The following is a 17,024-nucleotide window of genomic DNA, read 5'->3' on the forward strand; positions in this document are numbered from 1 at the left end:
CATTTCCTCACTAATAATAAGTACTTTATTAATTATAATTAATTATAATACGCGGGTCAATAAATTCCACCTGAGGTTCTGCATTTAACGATGAATCTACGGTAGTTACTACAATACGTTTTTATTTTCCTTACCACGTTTGTCGCGGGTGTAAAGTAGTATACCGTATTTTTACCCCTTAATGCATCAGTGAGTTTTTAGCTATATCCTCAGTTGTCAAGAATTAGAATTAATTAGAATATTAAGTAGAAGATTTCTCATGAACAAAGCTTAAATATGCCAAATATTACGTAATTGCGATATGAGACTTGCCCTATCAGTAATCGTGTTCATTATTGTTATTGCGACGATTGCGATTACGGTCATTGCGTTAAAATCGTTAATGGGCGTCACACCGATGATTTATGTCGATAAGCTGAGAGGTTTGTTGATTAATGGGTCATTCACGGCGGTCTATAATGAGAGCTCTACGGGCTTTTCCAGCGAGAACGGGTCTAGCCATGGATTTGTATGTAGCGAGACGTATTGGTACAGTGTTGGTTTTGTTAATGGCACTAGGGCTATAATTACCATGAATAATGGCTCATGCGTACCAACTACATGACTCCGCCATCGCAGGAGATGATTAGGTGGGTGAATGGCACGAGTTTCTGCTTCGCTATTCACGTAATGCTTAATAAACGCAGTGCTAAGACCGCCGAGTGCCTACCGCCCGGTACAGGTAAGTTAATTAACTTGGCTGTGCCGTTTAGTGAGTTGCTGGGTAACGTCACGATCAACTTAACGGCCGAGGATTACAGCATTAATTACTCCATGATAACCCACATACACTACGTAAACACCACTAAGTGGCGTGGGCAAACCACATACTGCTTCCAGGTAACTAGCGAGTTAAACAGCAACACTTTCTACGGTATGGAGCCTAATGCAGCCCTACGTAGGGTGATTGATGAGTATAACGTGACGGAGTTCCTATGCCTATTACCCAATGGGTTACCAGCTATCATAATCTTTAACGAGACGATAACCACGAAGATACCACTGGCGCACATAACATCACACACGAGCGAGCATGGCGTACAGGAGCTCGTGAGTTATGAATTGAATTACTTCAACGTAACGGCATTCAACGAAGCTGTATCATAAACGGAAAACCAGCATGGTGGCTAAAGTCCCTGAGACTGTGAGTTAAGTACGCCGTCTAGTTCAATCATAAAATAGTCGTAATTACCAATCATGAAGTTAGGAAAAGTAAGCTGCACTGAACATTATTCTCCTAACGTGAATTTGAGCTCTTAGCCCATAACGTAGTTAACGGTTATGCAATAAGCACTATGGCGACTTGAAGGTACCACTTGATTAGTGTTGAACCGTAGCTATATTACCTTCCTCCTACCGAAGAACCTAACCGTGAATACCGCAACAAATGGATTAATGAATCCCAGGTCCTGGAATTCCGCATTTAATGATTGGGCCATTCCGCGGATAAGCACGCCCTCACGATGATCCATCACCCATGGCGCATCCCTCGCTGGGATGTTCCTACTGATTTGGGCGTTAAGTGATAATATTGATACCGCCAGCAGGGCCCAGGCCACCGGGTTCGTTGGCAGGGGCTGTATTGGTATTGAAGCTATCAATGAGCTTATTGTCTCTATGGAGGACGTTAATGAAGTCTCCACGGGGCCTATCCGCTTAATAGCCTCTGCATATAGTAAGTAGGGCACCACATTACCAATTATTGCCAATGCCAATGGATAATAGTAGGCATTAAGGATTAGGATTGGCACTGTGAGATTCCGCATCACTATGTATGAAATTAGGAGTGTACCAAGTGATTGGCCAAATATGAAATTGATAATATCAGCATCAGTAACCCTCACAAGGGCCATCGTGTACACTAGGTTCATTACCATAAGTATTAACGCAATGTACATGGAATCACCATAACCCTGGAACAACAGGTATAGAGCTCCAAGTAAGGTTACTGCCGATATTACATACCTCGCGTTAACACACTTATTATTGACATACTCAATGATTATTAACGGCACTATATAGCTCGAGCTTAATAACGCTGTTAATCCACCAACACCGCCGGATAACTTGGTGTATAAGTAAACAAGTACGTAATTAACCGGTGATATTAAGAGACCCTTAATTATTGACTTCTCATCATAACCACGTAGTAGCAACACTATGAGGAGTAATGATACTGAGAATAGGTAGCTTGAGGCAATGAGTTCATTGATACTAAATAGCCTAAGGGCTAGGTAGGTGAGTGGGTACGAGACTCCCCACAGGGCCGAGGCGAGCATCGCCAGTACTAGGTACCGCTTGGCCATAGGACTCACCGGAGGTTTACGAAACTAAGAAGATAGGCAAAACTTTTGCTGTTCTTGATTATTAAAAATCTTTCTAAATCAATTTTTTTAGAAATTAGGTAAGAGTAACGATAAATCACTCACGGGTATCATCAGTAATATTTAACATTGAGTAATGAGAAATAAGTTTGAGTTTTTAGACAATCACTTACTCGCTGCTTGGTCAAGCGCATGTACAGGCAACCCCCTGGTTTCAACACCAAATATGAACCACGCGAGTGCCGCAGAGAAGCCGATTACATAGAGTACCAGGTTAGCAAGTAAGTACGTTAGGGTGCTGGCTGAGGCGAGTAGGTAATAAATGAGCACTACGTACATCACCCATGCGGCGAGTCTGACAATGCCAACCCAGGTGGCCCTAACCCTCGTTGGGTATAATTCGGGCTCTAGGAGCACTCTAACGGCCCACCCGAACTCACTGAATACCATGTTTAGGAATAGTAGTACATAGAATATTACTAGTGATGAGGCCAAGGCACTATGACTCATTAGGCCGTATATTACGAATATAGGTATCATTGTGAGTAAACCGCCTAGGAAGGAAATTAGGGTGAAGGTCTTCCTACTCAACCTATCAATTACTAATCCAATTAATCCAGCCACTGAGGCACCAACATTAGCCCACAGCAGTACCTGCGTGGCCAGTACCTCATTGTTTGAGAAGGGTAGTGAGGTAGGTAGATGATGTAGTATGCCATTAATCCATACGTGGCTAATTGGGATATGCCGAGTAAGGTCAGAACCAAGGTCCTGAACCACAGTGGTGGGAACCTAATACCCTGGATATCTTGTGGCTGACTTCCCGTTAAGGCGTAGGATAGTCCATACTCATTGGCGACCCTTTCAGCTTCACCAATCCTACCTCTAACGAGGAGCCACCTGACGGACTCAGGCGTTATTAACCTAATGATTATCGCCACTATTAGGACTATTATGGCCGAACTAATCATGGTCCAAGTAGCAGATAACTGAGTACTATTCATTAACGCTATCAGTAATATTGCAGCTGCTATGGCTGCGCCAATATTATCGAAGTTCGTTATTAAGACGAGCATAGCACCCCTATAATTATACGGCATTAACTCCGTGGTAGCCGCAAGCGCCGGTGGCTCCTCACCGCCAACACCAATCTCAGCCAATATGTAGGATACCATGAATGGTATAAACGCCTCCGATGCTGGGATGATTTTTGATAAAAGTATTGATATGCCCATGCCTACTAAGCCGATGGTGTAGAGGGTCATTGTGTAGGCGTATATGCCTCTCCTACCGACAATGTCAGCTAGCCTACCCATAACCACATTACCAATCATTAAGGAGATAGGTCCAAGAGCCGCGGCAATGGGCACTAGGAACTTAGGTATATACTTAGAAAAGTACTGAATTGACATTACACCACTCGTAGTTATGAATCCCCATATTAAAAACGTAAGTGAATAACTCGTAAACATGGCATAATGAATCCCTGACAACTTTATGTCTCTGGCTGTCTCCATATCAATCACTCTGTTATTATTAATCAATAACATAGTTATTTTTAAAGATTACTCGAAAATACTAACTATTTACCTAAACGTAGAACGATTATTAATCAGCGGTACATCGTTAAGGAAGAGAATGCTTATTAAATGGGAATGAATGATTAAGTGATTACCTTACTCTTCCTCAGCCTCCTGAGGTATTTCTATGTTCATTTTCTTGAACCAACCCATGTAGTAACTCTTGATCTTGTCCCTAACCTCATCAAAGTGCTTCGGCAACTCAACAGGGTCCAGACCCTTGGCTAAATACTGCGAGAAGCGGGCCTTATACAATGTCTCATTCTCACCCTTAAGCTTCTCCGCATACTCCGCTATGTGCTTACCGCCTATCCTATCCTCATCAGGGAGTATCTCCTCACCATGCGGAACCTCCAAGCCTGCATCAAGGGCTCCCTTAAGGACTGCAAATATGCGGGCACCCTTGATTGGCCTGTGCAGGCCAATATCGAGTATCGCCTTCTTAACGCCCTTAAGCAATGCCTTATAACCAATTATTAAACCCACGAGATACGCACTTGAGGTATTCTTCAAACCACCCTTCCAGCCAAAGTCGACTAACTCCTTAGACGTGGCACTTACGACAACCTCATCACCCATGACCTTGGGCACAACGACCTGGGCAATTATGTACCTATTAGTCCTCCTAACCACCAGTCTAGGCAAGCCACTCTTAATCATCTCCCTACGCCTGTAATAATTCGTCTTACCCTCCCTCCTTCGTCTGAACTTGACTTTATATCTCATTAAAATCCACGTAGGCAATATGATGTTTTTAAATTTTGTGCAGTGCTTGCCGTGGCCACCCTCTCTGTGAGTGTTAATCGCTTGAGGTGCTTGTTTATGATTTGTCTCTTCTTTTCATCTTTCGTTCTCTCGTATTTTCGGCAGAGTACTTCCACAACCTGCGCCCTAATGTCTTCGTATTTTCAAACACGTACATGGGTATTGTGACAGCTAGGTATTTACCACTCTTATTAACGTAGCTATAAAACTCATTGCTGTATTTAGCATTTAAAGCATCAATAACTTTGTCGGCCTCAACCTCATCTCTTCGCCACCTAATCTCCATATTAGCAATCCTCTTTAGCCCTGCCCATTTCTCGAAGCCCAACGCATCAAGTACATCCCTTAGTATGGGCGGTAAGATGGTAATCATCGCCCTGGCAAGGTCAATGGCATAGCCGCTTAAAAAAATTGTCATGTAAATAACATTAGCATTAGGATCATTGGGGGTATTTATGCCACCTAAACCTGTCCTGCAGCTTTTCAAGAATGGGCTCCCACTTATCGAGTTCCTCACCCGACATCACTATACTAATTATAGCTTCATTATAGGCATGGCCATTAACCGTGGTCTTCGTAACACCCGCATCCTCATTGCCAAGAACCGCGGTGAACACGAATGTCAAAAGCCCCTCCTCACTAAGTTTGCCAATATCACTGAGGATTTTTACCCTTAATTGATTTATGACTGGACTTTAGGTGCCACTTGATCGTTACATCATTCTCATTAACATTAACGACGTTTACATGTATGTAATTTACACCTGGATAAAGAAGTGCCCAAACAATGACCTGCCAAGCCTGCGTTGTGCCATAGCGGCCTTACCCTTCTCAGCAAACCCATCAGCTTCCTAATCTCGTTGCCGGCCTCGTACCAGTAGTTTATGAACTTCTCAACAATCCTTAGCAGGTCATTTATGACCTCATCGCTGTACCTGCCCCTCAGCCGTTGCTCCAGCCTGTCACGCTTCACCAGTCTCTCATCCATTGTCTCATCAACCCACCACGTTTCCAAACCATCCTAATGGCTTCGCTCAACAACTTAATGGCCTTATTTACGGCGTTTTTAAGAGGGCTGTTGAGATTGTTAGGGAGGTTAGAAGGATTGGTGTTGATGTATTGACGATATCACAGCCATACCCACAACCATTCGATGAGAGAGGTGTTCTGGACTACGTATGCGCATTGTCAAGGGAGTTTGGCGGTGATGTCATGCTTTATAATGAGTCTGCCGTTGGTAATCCCCTGAGCCCATCAATGGTCATTAAGATCCTGGACAAATGCCCAAACATTAAGTACCTTAAGGATAGCCCCCACGATATGATCGGCCTACATAATATTGTCGGTATACCCAGAGTTGAGGGTTATGGCCGGTAGCGATGGCTTGATATACGGCATAATGCTTGCCGGCAGCGTGGACATTGTGCCCCTGCGATAACCCCATTCCCCGAGTTGATCATTAAGATCGTTAATGAGTTAAGGAGTGGTAATTATGTGGAGACGAGGAGACTCCAGGATTTCATAATTAGGGTCAGGAGTGTGTTAAAGGCGGGCAGCCTGAGTGGTGATTATGGGTATGCCATGTCCCTTGTTGGGGTTGACATTGATAAGCCAAGACCACCCTATGAGGATCCTGATGAAAGACGAAGGAATTCATAAGGAATTCGTTAATTTCACTTGGTCTCATTAAGCAATGATTAGTGAGTTAGCCCAAGACCTGAGTTAATGGTCTCCTTAAACCTCCTCCACCAATTAATATAGTCCTCGTAATCCTCGAACCTCCACTCCTTAGAGCCTACCTCCCTTGCTATCGTCGAGACCACGTCCCTAGTCCTCTCGCCCTCCCAAGGTCTTGGCTCCGCACCAGCCTTTATCGAGTACTTAGCAACCTCCTTATAGACATCCTTATTAGGCGCCATCCCGGTTATCTCAAGGTATAACTTATCGAGAACGGGTTCAGCCAGCCCCTATGGAACCTACAAAGCCCTGCGTCATCGATTAAGGCCTCAGTAATGGCCCTACTGAGTGATGACTTTGCGAAGTCCTCGGGGCCCATGAACGTTGGTGTGTAATTAGTCCAGTACCTGCCAGTACGTACATTGGCGCAACCATTCCGGGCGCCAGTAGAGGTTTGGCGTCATGTAACCATCATTCCCATAGGCCACATAAACTACCAAGTCCCTGAAGGACTTACCAACTCAGGCTCTATCATGGAATATCTCATCAAGCTTTCTCGCAGCAACCCTAATCCCATTCTCGGCAATTAACCTAAGTACCTCGCTGGACTTCTCAATGAAGCCACTAATTACCTCCTTAGCCAACCTGGCGTTCTTGTGGGAATCAACCTCCGGGTTGAATTTCATTGGGTCGAAAATGGGCTTATCACTTATCCCAACCTCCTCAGGCCTCAACAAGCCGTGCTCAATAGTGTCAAAGACCCAGGCAACCACATGCCCCATCTCAATTGCATCCAGCCCATACTGATCAATTAAGTCCACGAGTGGTACCGCCTCCTCGAATATGTAGTTACCAATGAATGGACCCATAGCATGGAATGGCTCGTAATCCACCTTCTTACCGCGCCAAACCTTCTTACAAACAACCGAACAACCAAAATCTCCACAATTATACCAGCTCTTGCTCTTTACGAAGACCTCGTCATTAAAGGGCTTCCAGAAGAGCCTGAGTATGGCTTCAACATGCTGTATCCTAACCTCCCTGGGCAGGTATATGGATTTATAGCCAAAAAGCGGTAATAACTCGCGGTAATGAGGATAGTTAACGCCGAAGGTTCCTCCAGTGCCCATGCTTGGGTCAAACCTATACTTAACGGTTTTCTCATCCATAACCTGCCTAAAGGGCTTCTTGAAGGACTCAATCATGACCTTATTGATGAAGTCCATGTCAGTGACTTTGGCATACCTAGCCCTGTACGTGCCGCCGGCCACAATACCAACCACGTTATGGCCCATGGCAAGGGCAGTGCCAGGACCACCCCTCGCCGCGAAATCCTCAGCCCCAGGCCTAAACTCACCCTTAGCTGGGTTAACGTCTATGGACACCAACGCACCGTTGTACGTGCTGAGCGCCTGGGCCCACAACCACGGCCCTTGCATTATACTTAACGAAGAAGTCCCTGTACGTGTCGAGGAGGTACTTCGTGAAGGCATAGGCGCGTGGTAACCACCATACTCAAAGACAGGGTCTGTGTCCTTCAGCTCGATCCCGTCGCTTGACATGAAGACTACCACGGGCTTCCTAGCCCTACCCGTTATCACCACCGCATCAATGCCAGCCCCCATGAATTTATATGCGGCACCGCCCAGGGCAGCCACATGGAGCGTCCTCGTCATTGGGCTCTTGAAAACAGCTATTAACCTGTGGAAGCCTGGCATTTTGCCGCCGATGAAGGGCCCCATGCCGAGTATAAACGGTGCGCTTGGGTCGAGTGGGTCTAGGTTCCAGGTCTTTGCCTCATTATGTATCCTGACACCCAACGTCACTGGTCCCTGGGCTGCCGTATCCTCAATTTTCCAGGAATTGGAGTTAAGGTCAAGTCTCAGTACCCTCACAAGCGTTGCCTAGCCAAACCCAATAATAGGCTTTCTTGAGTAATCTGTGAATAGGTAATACCTACTTAGTATGGGTGTTTAGAGAAATACTTATTAACCCATTACACCCAGTTATACTCAGTAGACCCAGCATGAGGATCAAGGAATTAATTAGGGATGGTGTCATATCCTGTAAATCCGCCGACCCAATAACCTGTGCCGTTGCTAAAATGTACATGAATAATGTCGGTAGTGTTCTCATTATTGATGAGGATGAGAAACCCGTTGGAATATTCACCGAGAGGGACCTGGTCAGGGTTGTGGCTGAGGGTATTAGCCTTGACACGCCACTGATGAAGGTTATGAGTAGGAAATTAATAACCGCGAACACCGCAGAGTCCGTGATCTCAGCCGCGATGAAGATGATTGAGAATAACATAAGGCACTTACCAGTTGTTGAGGAGGGTAAGGCAGTCGGCATGGTCAGCATTAGGGACTTGGTAAGGGCGTTAATGGCACAGGAACTTGCTTATCCATAGGGCAATTGTAAAATAATCGCCCAGGTCAATAATAATCACTTTTTAATTGGAGGGTCATTAAGGGAAAGGCAATTTTAAGTTTTAATAATGGAGGTAAAAATTTAACAAATGCACTGTATCACGCAGCCTTATACTTACCATCAGTCTTTACTACCTTCCCATCCTTTATCAATCTCGTAAGCTGCGCCTTAACAACATTAACCCTCTCCTCACCAACAGCCTTCGCAATCTCCTCAGCCGTGAATTCCTTACCCTTATTGCTCGTTAGATAGTCAAGTATCTTCTTCTTGATCCCCTCAACCATACAAAGTAAAAAAATTATTCCTTTAGGTTATAAAGGTATTGCCTTTATATTTGTGAAGTATCAACCGTAATTTGCCGGGTTAATCAATGATATAAATAAATACACGGACATACCCAATACTTGTCCCATCCCCTGAGAAAATTTCTTAGCTTATCATAATTAAGGCAATTAATTTATTGATAATTTTAAGGTGAATATACCATTATTCACGCGTAGAAAGAGATTTCAAAGTCATACTACCGTAGGCAACAACCTATTATACTGGTTTTTTATGGCTCATTAATTAGTAATGAGTAGATTTAGGGCGTATTACGATTACGGAATTGTTATTGAGTATGGGAATAAACGTTTCATAATTGACCCATTGAGGAAACCCGGTGTCTCCTTTAACGCCGTATTAATAACCCATGGGCACAGGGATCACGTTAATCCGAGAGCCCTTCACAGGGCTTCGCCAATAATAATGAGTAAGGAGACCGCAGCCATAATTAGGGCGCGTGACGGTGATTACCTCAGGCATATTGCGGTTGGCCCAGGGTCTAGGCTCTTCATTAATGATGTATTGATTGAATCCTTCAATGCCGGTCACGTCATTGGTAGTTTATCCTACGTACTAGACTTTGGGGATTTAAGGGTGGGTGTTACCGGCGATTTTAATGTGGAGCCATCAATAATACTTGATGGCGCCAAGGGCCTTGATGTTGACGTGCTAATAATGGAGGCCACTTATGGTGACCCAGACTACGTATTTCCGAGGAGGCATGAACTATATAATGAGTTGAGGGCTGTTGTCGAGGATGGGGTTAAAGACGGCATTGCCGTATTCATGGGTCAACCACTTGGTCGCGGTCAGGAACTCACCGTGTTGCTTAGGGATTACCCAATTTACGTTGAGCCTAGCATTAAGGCGATTAATAATATCCTGGGCTTGAGATACGGCATGGTGGCTGACAAGCCACCGCCAGCGGGCTCCGTACTGATTACCGGCATTCCCAAGGACATTACGTGGTTCGTTAAAGTCCTGAGGAGTAGGTATGGTAAGGTTAGGATTACCGCATTGAGCGGCATGTATGCAAAGCAGTCTAGGGTTACCCGATTAAGGCAATTCGGCGTGGATGCAATACCCCTCAGTAGTCATTCCGACTTCCCAGGGCTTGTGGACTTCGTCCTGAGTAGTGGGGCTAAGCTCGTGTACACTGTTTATGCAACGCCACAAAATTCGCGAGGTACTTAAGGAATGAGCTTAATATCATGCTAGGCCATTACCTGGCGTGGCCAATTAACCATGGACTACTTCCTGTGATGGATAGAATGCTTAAATTAGGGGATGGCATAAACGCACCGATGAGACCAATAATAACATTACTTACGGATTTTGGCTATGACTCATACTTCGTACCATCAATGAAGGGCGTGATACTAAGCCTAAACCCAGACGCGGTTATAATTGACATAACGCATGCCATACCCCCATTCAACATCTACAAGGCAGCATTCACACTATGGGCATCGTACAAGTACTTCCCCAGGGGCACAGTGCACGTGGTTGTTATCGATCCAGGCGTTGGGACATCGAGAAGGGCCATAGCTATTAAGACGAGGAATTACTACTTCGTTGGCCCCGACAATGGCGTGTTAATGATGGCTGCCGAGGATGACGGCATAATTGAGGTTAGGGCTATTGAGAGTAGGGAATTCATGAGGCCGGTTATTTCGAGTACATTCCATGGCCGTGACATATTCGCTCCAGTTGCGGCGTACCTAAGCCTTGGGCTGGACATATCAATGCTTGGGCCTAGGGTTACGGACCCTGTTAAGTTACCTGGTATTTCAAGTAAGGTCTCAAGGGGTGTTGCTGATTCGAGGATAATATACATTGATCACTTCGGTAATGCCTACACGGGTGTTAGGGAGGGTGACCTTGGGACTAGGCCTTGAGTATGGTGATGAGTTGAGGGTTGTTATACCGAGGAGGGGTGCGGACATTAGGGTCAGGTTCCTGAGGAGTTATGGCTATGCCAATGAGGGTGAGACTTTGGCGTTGATTAATAGTGAGGGTTTCCTGGAGCTTTCCGTGAATAGGGGTAGTTTTGCCCAGAGGTTTGGTGTTGAGGAGGGTGATGAGGTTACTATTTCAATCCTTAAATAATCATGTTGTGGGTTGCGTAGCCTAGGAGTTCTCTGAAGTTTCTCGTTAGTGTCACATCATCAACCAGGTAGTGCTTGGGTACCTTACCATTAACAATCCTCACGCCCTCCATCTCCAGTAATCTCATTTTAACCTCAACATCACCCGAGGAGTAGCCGCCTAGGGAGCCGTCACTCTTAATGACTCTGTGGCACGGTACAACAACCGGCAGCCTATTGGCGCTTGCCAGCTTACCGACTGCTCTGGGGCTCGTGTTCAACAGTCTAGCCAATTGCGCATAGGTCGCCACCCTGCCCCTTGGTATTGCAAGCATGGCCAACTGGGCAAGCCCAAGCAAACCCGGGCTGAGTTCGAGGTGGTCAATTATCTCTTGAGGCCCTATTAAGCCCATTATGTACTTCATTAATGCGTCGCCAATTGGGTTTATGGCATTATCTCTAACACCATCAACACCAACTCTAATCCTGATCTCCCGAATCCTATTGCCGTGAATACACGTCTCCAGGGCGCCAATGCCCTTAAGTATCAATGTTATGCAATGCATTTAATTCAATCACTTAGGAGGACTTAAAAACCTGTTCCGAGCGCACACTGTGGTTGTTAGGGTTAGGCTTGTGGGCGTGTTGAAGGCGCTTACCCTGGGTAGGGATTACGTGGAGCTTAACGAGGTCTCAACCGTGAGAGATGTTATCAACGGCCTTAAGTCAATAAATGAGAAGTTGTTCAAGAGAGTCTTCGACCATGCGAGGGGTGAATTAGCCCCTGACATATACGTCGCGGTTAATGACATCGACATTAGGCTTCTCAAGGGTCTTGACACGCCCATTAGGGATGGTGATGAAGTTTTAATACTTGCCTACATCCACGGTGGTTAACAGCAATGAGCTACCTGATAAGGTTGGGCAGCGACATTGGTGAATTGAAAATTTGGTTTGCGACAGTGGTATTAACGAAGCCCATCAATGATGAAGTAATAATTAGGGTTAAGTCCATAGTGGGTGAGTGCCCAAACTCACTAATAACCATTGTACCTGCCAGGAAGGTTCTGAACCCATGGCACATGATATATCCCGCGTACCTAAGCCTTAGGGACTACCTAAGGGGTTTATCGAGGTTTAAGGATCCGGGGCTTGGCGCACTGACCTATATGGCAGGCACGTCGCAGTTAAAGAAGGGATTAAGTATTATGAGCCCCATTGGTGATTATCAACTATCAATCATCATAATGAGCATAAGTGACTGTGTACGTGATGTAGTGGGTAGGGTTATTGACGTATTTAGGAGTATGATGGAGGATTTAGTGATTGGTGTTGGTTGTCATAGGGCTTATGATGGCTTGTTTAAATCCATTGATGATTTTATGAACGCATTAATCAGTAGTTATATTAGTGAGTTCACGTGAGCTGCGGCAATTCTTGCAGTTAATAATTTATAATTCCAGTGTGGTTTCGGGAAGCCAATGGATAGGCTATTTTACACGGCTAGAGATGAGGAGATAATTAATGGTGAGGCAACGGACATATACTTCCTAAGAACGGTCGACGTGCTTAAGGCCGCCGGTCTCGATAAGGTTAGGGTTAGGGCTGAGTTCCACGTGGTTAATTTACCGAGGAATTACAAGTGGGCGGTATTTGCTGGGTTGAAGGAGGTAATAAACCTCACGGTAGCCAAGGAGTTGCCAATAACGATATATGCAATGCCCGAGGGCACGTTATTTAAGGCTAATGAGCCATAATGGTCATTGAGGGTAATTACACCGACTTCGCCGTTTACGAAACAACATTCCTGGGCATACTTAGACACTACAGTTCAGTGGCTAGTAAGGCTGCAAGGATTAAGAAGCTAACCGGTGATAAGTCTTGCATATTCTTTGGGGCCAGGGTTGTTCACCCAGCCATACAGCCCATGGTTGATAGGGCAGCCTACATAGGTGGTTGTGAGGGCGTTGCCGGCGTGATTGGGGCTAGATTACTGGGCATTAAGCCAAGCGGTACGATGCCTCATGCATTAATGATAGTGTTTAGGCACGCCACTGGCAATCACACGCTTGCCTGGGCCTGGTTTGACAAGGTGATGCCCAGCGACGTGCCGAGGATCGTACTCGTCGATACGTTCTTTGACGAGCGTGAGGAGGCAATGATGGCGGCTAAATTACTTAATGAGAAGCTCTACGGCGTTAGGCTTGACACACCAAGCAGTAGGCGCGGTAACATGGAGGCCATTGCACGTGAAGTTAGGTGGACCCTTGACCTTGCTGGCTATAAGAATGTGAAGATACTGATCAGTGGTGGTGTTGATGAGGATGACGTGGTTAAGCTCAAAGACGTGGCTGACATGTTCGGTGTCGGCACATCAATAGCCTTCCCACCGAGTGTTGATATTAGTATGGACATTGTGGAGGCTTATGACGAGAAGAGTGGGCGTTGGGTACCAATAACGAAGCGCGGCAAGTTACCTGGCTTCAAGCAGGTATATAGGTGCGCAGGGACCCTTAATGACCAAGTGATTCCGTGGGGTACAGAGCCGGCGCCGTGCCCTGACGGTTCTAAGCCAGTGCCACTGCTTAGGAAGTTTGTTGATAATGGTAGGGCTGTTGAGCCGATACCTAGTGATCAGGAGATTAGGGGTTATGTGCTTGAGCAGTTGAAGTATGCCGAAATGTGATTGTTCATAGGTGTTTGGTGATTGAAAAATAGGTCAATATCAAGTTTTTCTCCAGGTGGGTTTTGGGTTAAAGAAGATGTTATTTTCTATTTTTAAGGAAAATAACTATTAAGCTCACAGCTCCTCTTCCCACTCCTCCTCGAACTCTTCCCACTCCTCTTCCTCCTCACCTTCCCATTCCTCCTCTTCCATAACTAGGTTGTTCATGCTCGATCAATGGTGACTTAAAAGAATTATTAAAAAGCATTACCTACCTGACTTGATTATATACACTATGGTCCTAACCACATCCTAATTAACCGGGCTTAACGAGCACTGGCGCGGTCATGAGGTAGGTGTGGTTTATAAAAGGTTGAGGTAGAATATAGTGGGGGTTGATGTGGATTTCAACCTAGTCGTGTCCACAGGGAGGAGATTAGAGGGTAGGTGTGCGGATGAGCTTAGGTACATCGGTGATTTAATCGGCATGAGGATTGCCCAGACATCCTTCACGGGCTTTGACGGGTTGATAACGGGCTACGTTGATGGGGATCCTGTGGAGTTCACCAGGAGGTTGAGGGAACTGGTTAGTAGTGGTCGTTATGTGCCGCGTTTTGTGCTTAAGGTTGTGCCGGTAATGAGGACTGTTAAGACGGATATTGAGGAGATTAGTAAGGCTGCCGTTGAGTTGGCGGGTAGGTACTTGGGCCCTAATGAGACTTATAAGGTTGAGGTTAGGAAGAGGGGTGTTGATTTGGGTAGGATGGATATTATTAATTCCATTGCCTCGAAGATAGGTAATAAGGTTAGGCTTGAGAATCCGGATAAGGTTATTCAGGTTGAGATTTTCCCGTCAAGGACTGGGGTAAGCGTCATTAGGGAGGACGACATCTTCTCCCTGATGAAGGTAAGCGTTAATACTCAACAGGACAGTGGGTAATTCATTAATCAATTAACCATAATCTTTTAATTACTTCATTAAACCCTACCTCAATGGAGGTCACAGTCATTGGAACGGGTAGGATGGGTAGCGCATTAGTTAGGAGGTTAGCTAAGCAGGGCTTTGACGTGTATGCATGGAATAGGACTAAGGAGAGACTAAGGGATTTACCCGCCAAGGCTATTGATGACATCTCACAGGCCAGGGGAGTTACCATCATATTCGTCTCTGACGATGAGGCATTAAATGCGGTTAAGGGTGTTGGTGGTGACATAATCGTGTTATCCGGAACCTACAGTGTGAGCGCCGTTACGGCATTTAATGCTAGGTTTACGAGCATGGGTAGGGGATTACTCGCGGCACCCGTGGTTGGCGGGCCTGCTGATGTGGAGAATGGGACGGCCATATACCTGGTCGGTGGTCCCGAAGCCACCTATCAAAGGGTTAGGGAGGTGTTTGATAGGTTAGGTTTCGTGATTAGGCTTCCAACGGCTGAGTCCGCAATGGCGCTTAAGCTTGCCTATAACGCATTTTTGATAGGGTCTATGGCATTGCTTGGTGAGTACGTAGTGCTCGGTAGGACCTACGGGGTTGATGATGATACGCTAAAGTCATTATTGAGTAGGACCGTGTTTAAGGACGTGGCTGAGAAGTACCTTGATAGGATGCTCAAGCCCAAGTCACCACCATCATTCACGCTAGCCCTGGCAGCCAAGGACGTGCACTACGCGGTTAAGTCGGCCGGTGATGCTAAGACGCCTCTCGTAGTTTCATCGGCGGTTAAGTCCCTGTACGAGTTGCTAGCTGTTTTGGGCTTTGGTAATGAGGATTATGTTAGGGCAGGCCTACTCGAGCTTATTGGCGGTTTGAGGGAAAAATAATGCTTATTAAGTCCGCAGTTTAACCGTGCATGATGAGCGAGGGCGCCAAGGTTGAGGTTGAGAGGGTTTACGTGATTAACCTAAGGAGGACCAGGGAGGTTTCAAGGACTAAGAGGTCTCCATACGCTGTTAGGTTGATTAGGAGGTTCGTGGCAAGGCACATGAGGGTTGAGCCTGAGAAGGTTAGGATTGACAATAGTGTCAATGAGTATGTTTGGTCCAGGGGCATTGAGAAGCCTCCGAGGAGGATTGAGGTAAAGGTTACTAAGTACGGTGATGGAACCGTTAAGGTCACTTTGAACGTGCCAGAGAAGACCGAGGAGAGGGCTGAGACTAAGGCGGAGTCAAAGTGATCATCTGGTTTATGATTTTGAATTATCCAATCTTTTTATAAGGGCTCTTTATCTTTCAATAACGTGGTTAGTAATAGGACGTTGCAATTAATGTCTAGGTTGTTCACGGCAGTTCTTTACTTTGCAATTTCCCTAATAGCATTCATGCTCGATTTCCCATTCTACCCAGCCCCAGTTGCACTACTCATTGTTGTAGTGACTACGGCGCTGGCATACTCAGGGCATGTTAAGCTTGGCTTTGCAATAATGACGATACTCCTAATACCAGCGCTACTCTATGTCTATAAATACGCAGCACTTGGCGCCTTACTACTCATACTAATCCTCTTAATCCTGATCAGGGTCTTTGACTGGCTGGGTGTTGGTGTTGGAATGCTTGCCTGGGAGTTCTCAATAATGCCGAACCAGCTCTACGTCCTTTCAGTGCCCCTAATACTGACCTCGCCAAGCCTCACGATAGGGGTTACCAGGAGGGTGACGCCGCTTAAGTCCCTAATAACATTCCTAATACTTTACATACCAACACTATTACTGCTCAATGCCAATAACGCCATTATTCCCTGGTTTGGCTATGTGAGTATGAATCTAGCGCCGTTGCAATCACTTACCGTTAATTCAATAACGAGTGCGTTAGGAGGCATGGACGTGGGGTTATACGGCCTTTCCCAGGCGATTGGTAGGGTCTTTACCTGGACCAGCACCTATGTGCTACCGCCAATAATGGCATTGACGGCGTACATTGCGTACGCCGTATCAAGTAGGTTGAGGTCACATGATAATAGGGTGGTTAGATTCCTCGCACCTGCCATTGGCACGATGACCGCCTACGCATTAATGACATACCTATTATTTTACATGAATCCATACTTCGGGCTTTACCAGGGTATTGACGTTAACACGTTGATGCGTGGGTTATTACCTGCCTCATCATTAGCCTCGCCATACTACCACTAATA

Annotated in this window: 26 protein-coding genes and 1 pseudogene; 15 read left to right on the plus strand and 12 right to left on the minus strand. The window is 45.8% G+C overall.

What is annotated here, in order from left to right:
- Positions 1-301 precede the first annotated feature (301 nt).
- Together JCM14467_RS05315 and JCM14467_RS05320 are read left to right on the plus strand one after the other, a co-directional pair.
- The gene (locus JCM14467_RS05315) at positions 302-604 is read left to right on the plus strand and encodes a hypothetical protein (protein ID WP_054849404.1); all 303 of its coding nucleotides are present in this window, start codon (positions 302-304) and stop codon (positions 602-604) included.
- Positions 586-1,146, plus strand: a complete 561-nt coding sequence (locus tag JCM14467_RS05320) for a hypothetical protein (protein WP_252900809.1) — start codon at positions 586-588, stop codon at positions 1,144-1,146. The genes JCM14467_RS05315 and JCM14467_RS05320 overlap by 19 nt, the downstream gene beginning before the upstream one ends.
- Positions 1,147-1,376: 230 nt before the next feature.
- Here the strand turns inward: JCM14467_RS05320 and JCM14467_RS05325 are convergent, their stop codons facing one another.
- The 7 genes from JCM14467_RS05325 to JCM14467_RS05345 form a co-directional block, all read right to left on the minus strand.
- Positions 1,377-2,345 carry a hypothetical protein gene (locus JCM14467_RS05325; RefSeq protein ID WP_054849406.1) on the minus strand — a complete coding sequence of 323 codons (969 nt, stop codon included), beginning with the start codon at positions 2,343-2,345 and terminating at the stop codon, positions 1,377-1,379.
- 183 nt (positions 2,346-2,528) lie between these two features.
- Positions 2,529-2,987, minus strand: coding sequence for an MFS transporter (locus JCM14467_RS16205; protein ID WP_252900810.1), 459 nt, complete (start codon positions 2,985-2,987; stop codon positions 2,529-2,531).
- Complete coding sequence (locus tag JCM14467_RS16210; RefSeq protein WP_252900811.1) at positions 2,975-3,775, minus strand: MFS transporter; 801 nt, start codon at positions 3,773-3,775, stop codon at positions 2,975-2,977. The genes JCM14467_RS16205 and JCM14467_RS16210 overlap by 13 nt, the downstream gene beginning before the upstream one ends.
- Positions 3,776-4,039: 264 nt before the next feature.
- Positions 4,040-4,669, minus strand: coding sequence for a 50S ribosomal protein L18 (locus tag JCM14467_RS05335; RefSeq protein WP_054849407.1), 630 nt, complete (start codon positions 4,667-4,669; stop codon positions 4,040-4,042).
- 94 nt (positions 4,670-4,763) lie between these two features.
- On the minus strand, positions 4,764-5,126 hold the full coding sequence (locus tag JCM14467_RS05340) for a hypothetical protein (protein ID WP_054849408.1): 363 nt from the start codon (positions 5,124-5,126) through the stop codon (positions 4,764-4,766).
- Positions 5,127-5,148: 22 nt separating this feature from the next.
- Positions 5,149-5,334, minus strand: coding sequence for a hypothetical protein (locus JCM14467_RS16215; protein ID WP_252900812.1), 186 nt, complete (start codon positions 5,332-5,334; stop codon positions 5,149-5,151).
- A 107-nt stretch (positions 5,335-5,441) separates the two neighbouring features.
- Positions 5,442-5,696, minus strand: coding sequence for a hypothetical protein (locus JCM14467_RS05345; protein ID WP_054849409.1), 255 nt, complete (start codon positions 5,694-5,696; stop codon positions 5,442-5,444).
- Here JCM14467_RS05345 and JCM14467_RS05350 point away from each other — a divergent pair.
- Both JCM14467_RS05350 and JCM14467_RS05355 read left to right on the plus strand, forming a co-directional pair.
- Positions 5,696-6,085: a dihydrodipicolinate synthase family protein gene (locus JCM14467_RS05350; RefSeq protein WP_054849410.1), complete on the plus strand. Its 390-nt coding sequence runs from the start codon at positions 5,696-5,698 to the stop codon at positions 6,083-6,085. The genes JCM14467_RS05345 and JCM14467_RS05350 overlap by 1 nt on opposite strands.
- Before the next feature lie 75 nt (positions 6,086-6,160).
- Entirely contained in the window at positions 6,161-6,367 is a 207-nt protein-coding gene (locus tag JCM14467_RS05355; protein WP_054849411.1) for a hypothetical protein, read from the plus strand.
- A 38-nt stretch (positions 6,368-6,405) separates the two neighbouring features.
- On the opposite strand, the gene JCM14467_RS16220 is transcribed toward JCM14467_RS05355, so the two are convergent.
- The 3 genes from JCM14467_RS16220 to JCM14467_RS05360 form a co-directional block, all read right to left on the minus strand.
- The gene (locus JCM14467_RS16220; RefSeq protein WP_252900813.1) at positions 6,406-6,627 is read right to left on the minus strand and encodes a hypothetical protein; all 222 of its coding nucleotides are present in this window, start codon (positions 6,625-6,627) and stop codon (positions 6,406-6,408) included.
- Positions 6,628-6,632: 5 nt separating this feature from the next.
- Positions 6,633-6,764 carry a hypothetical protein gene (locus tag JCM14467_RS19405; protein WP_256359214.1) on the minus strand — a complete coding sequence of 44 codons (132 nt, stop codon included), beginning with the start codon at positions 6,762-6,764 and terminating at the stop codon, positions 6,633-6,635.
- A gap of 142 nt (positions 6,765-6,906) precedes the next feature.
- Positions 6,907-8,280: an aldehyde ferredoxin oxidoreductase N-terminal domain-containing protein gene (locus JCM14467_RS05360; RefSeq protein WP_252900814.1), complete on the minus strand. Its 1,374-nt coding sequence runs from the start codon at positions 8,278-8,280 to the stop codon at positions 6,907-6,909.
- Between the two features lie 131 nt (positions 8,281-8,411).
- Here JCM14467_RS05360 and JCM14467_RS05365 point away from each other — a divergent pair, with 131 nt between their 5' ends.
- Complete coding sequence (locus JCM14467_RS05365) at positions 8,412-8,798, plus strand: CBS domain-containing protein (protein WP_054849474.1); 387 nt, start codon at positions 8,412-8,414, stop codon at positions 8,796-8,798.
- Positions 8,799-8,916: 118 nt separating this feature from the next.
- Here JCM14467_RS05365 and JCM14467_RS05370 read toward each other — a convergent pair whose 3' ends face one another.
- Positions 8,917-9,102, minus strand: a complete 186-nt coding sequence (locus JCM14467_RS05370) for a hypothetical protein (RefSeq protein ID WP_054841934.1) — start codon at positions 9,100-9,102, stop codon at positions 8,917-8,919.
- Positions 9,103-9,391: 289 nt separating this feature from the next.
- Between JCM14467_RS05370 and JCM14467_RS05375 the strand changes: the two genes are divergently transcribed.
- The 3 genes from JCM14467_RS05375 to JCM14467_RS19890 all read left to right on the plus strand — a co-directional run bounded on the left by JCM14467_RS05375 (position 9,392) and on the right by JCM14467_RS19890 (position 11,251).
- A complete protein-coding gene (locus JCM14467_RS05375; RefSeq protein ID WP_054849412.1) occupies positions 9,392-10,336 on the plus strand; it encodes an MBL fold metallo-hydrolase in 945 nt (314 codons plus the stop codon).
- A gap of 110 nt (positions 10,337-10,446) precedes the next feature.
- Positions 10,447-11,040, plus strand: a complete 594-nt coding sequence (locus JCM14467_RS05380; RefSeq protein WP_342765472.1) for an SAM hydrolase/SAM-dependent halogenase family protein — start codon at positions 10,447-10,449, stop codon at positions 11,038-11,040.
- Entirely contained in the window at positions 11,018-11,251 is a 234-nt protein-coding gene (locus JCM14467_RS19890) for an SAM hydroxide adenosyltransferase (RefSeq protein ID WP_342765473.1), read from the plus strand. The genes JCM14467_RS05380 and JCM14467_RS19890 overlap by 23 nt, the downstream gene beginning before the upstream one ends.
- Here JCM14467_RS19890 and JCM14467_RS05385 read toward each other — a convergent pair.
- Positions 11,244-11,795: a methylated-DNA--[protein]-cysteine S-methyltransferase gene (locus tag JCM14467_RS05385; protein ID WP_054849413.1), complete on the minus strand. Its 552-nt coding sequence runs from the start codon at positions 11,793-11,795 to the stop codon at positions 11,244-11,246. The two genes, JCM14467_RS19890 and JCM14467_RS05385, sit on opposite strands and share 8 nt — an antisense overlap.
- Positions 11,796-11,844: 49 nt before the next feature.
- Here JCM14467_RS05385 and JCM14467_RS05390 point away from each other — a divergent pair, with 49 nt between their 5' ends.
- The 7 genes and pseudogenes from JCM14467_RS05390 (at position 11,845) to JCM14467_RS16225 (ending at position 17,022) form a co-directional block, all read left to right on the plus strand.
- The gene (locus tag JCM14467_RS05390; RefSeq protein ID WP_054849414.1) at positions 11,845-12,126 is read left to right on the plus strand and encodes a MoaD/ThiS family protein; all 282 of its coding nucleotides are present in this window, start codon (positions 11,845-11,847) and stop codon (positions 12,124-12,126) included.
- 5 nt (positions 12,127-12,131) lie between these two features.
- Complete coding sequence (locus tag JCM14467_RS05395; protein ID WP_054849415.1) at positions 12,132-12,653, plus strand: hypothetical protein; 522 nt, start codon at positions 12,132-12,134, stop codon at positions 12,651-12,653.
- A gap of 57 nt (positions 12,654-12,710) precedes the next feature.
- Positions 12,711-13,915: pseudogene (locus tag JCM14467_RS05400) on the plus strand (nicotinate phosphoribosyltransferase).
- Positions 13,916-14,282: 367 nt separating this feature from the next.
- Positions 14,283-14,834: a THUMP domain-containing protein gene (locus JCM14467_RS05405; protein ID WP_252900815.1), complete on the plus strand. Its 552-nt coding sequence runs from the start codon at positions 14,283-14,285 to the stop codon at positions 14,832-14,834.
- A 53-nt stretch (positions 14,835-14,887) separates the two neighbouring features.
- Positions 14,888-15,715, plus strand: coding sequence for an NAD(P)-dependent oxidoreductase (locus JCM14467_RS05410; RefSeq protein WP_054849416.1), 828 nt, complete (start codon positions 14,888-14,890; stop codon positions 15,713-15,715).
- A 32-nt stretch (positions 15,716-15,747) separates the two neighbouring features.
- Positions 15,748-16,068: a 50S ribosomal protein L31e gene (locus JCM14467_RS05415; RefSeq protein ID WP_054849417.1), complete on the plus strand. Its 321-nt coding sequence runs from the start codon at positions 15,748-15,750 to the stop codon at positions 16,066-16,068.
- A 63-nt stretch (positions 16,069-16,131) separates the two neighbouring features.
- Complete coding sequence (locus JCM14467_RS16225) at positions 16,132-17,022, plus strand: hypothetical protein (protein WP_252900816.1); 891 nt, start codon at positions 16,132-16,134, stop codon at positions 17,020-17,022.
- Positions 17,023-17,024 lie beyond the last annotated feature (2 nt).

It is taken from the genome of Vulcanisaeta sp. JCM 14467, from assembly GCF_001316245.1.
Classification (GTDB): Archaea; Thermoproteota; Thermoprotei; order Thermoproteales; family Thermocladiaceae; genus Vulcanisaeta.